Raw genomic sequence first — 688 nt, 5'->3', positions numbered from 1 at the left:
TCAGAGTTTATGCAATGGATGTCTCCAACTCTAAGAGAGTATTGGGGCGACTTTCTGAACCGCACGCAAAACAGCCACTTCTTTGCTTGGGTGCGTGATCATCACCAACCAGCAGTTAATGAAGATGCACCAGTTAAGCCGGTAGAGGTTACGCCAGTAGAGAAGCCGATCGAGCTTAAGCCTGCAGCACAAGCGGTTTATGATGAGCTATCTGCGCAAATTGGTGAAGTGATGCACACGGGTGACTGGATCCATGTAGGCCAAGAACGCATCAACCAGTTTGGCGAAGTGACAGAAGATATGCAGTGGATTCACACGAACCCTGAAAAAGCAGAATCGGATTCACCGTTCAAGACGACCATTGCACACGGTTTCTTGACTCTTTCTTTGCTTCCGCGTCTAACAGACAGCGTAGATCCAGATAAGTCTCAATTCCCGACAGCAAAAATGGTAGTGAACATTGGTTTGAACCAAGTACGCTTCCCATACCCTGTGAAATCAGGCAACAATGTGCGTGCAAAAAGCACGTTAACTAAAGTAACACCTATCCGCAAGGGGCTTGAAATTGAGCGTGAGATTCGCGTAGAGATTGAAGGCGTAAGACGCCCAGGCGCTGTGGTTGTTTCAGTTATTCAACTGCACTTCTAAACCAGAATTGGTTTTACAAGAACAAAAAAAGAGAGAGCTT

Annotated in this window: 1 protein-coding gene; it reads left to right on the top strand. The window is 46.5% G+C overall.

Annotation, left to right across the window (positions count from 1 at the left end):
* The coding region (locus KIV40_RS30370) for a MaoC family dehydratase (RefSeq protein WP_285352981.1) at positions 1 to 648 on the top strand (648 nt) is incomplete at its 5' end.
* Between the last annotated feature and the right edge of the window lie 40 nt (positions 649 to 688).

The sequence above is a fragment of the Vibrio sp. D173a genome, from assembly GCF_030248475.1.
The sequence above is the reverse complement of the archived record's forward strand: the minus strand, read 5'-3'. Positions and strand labels throughout refer to the sequence as shown.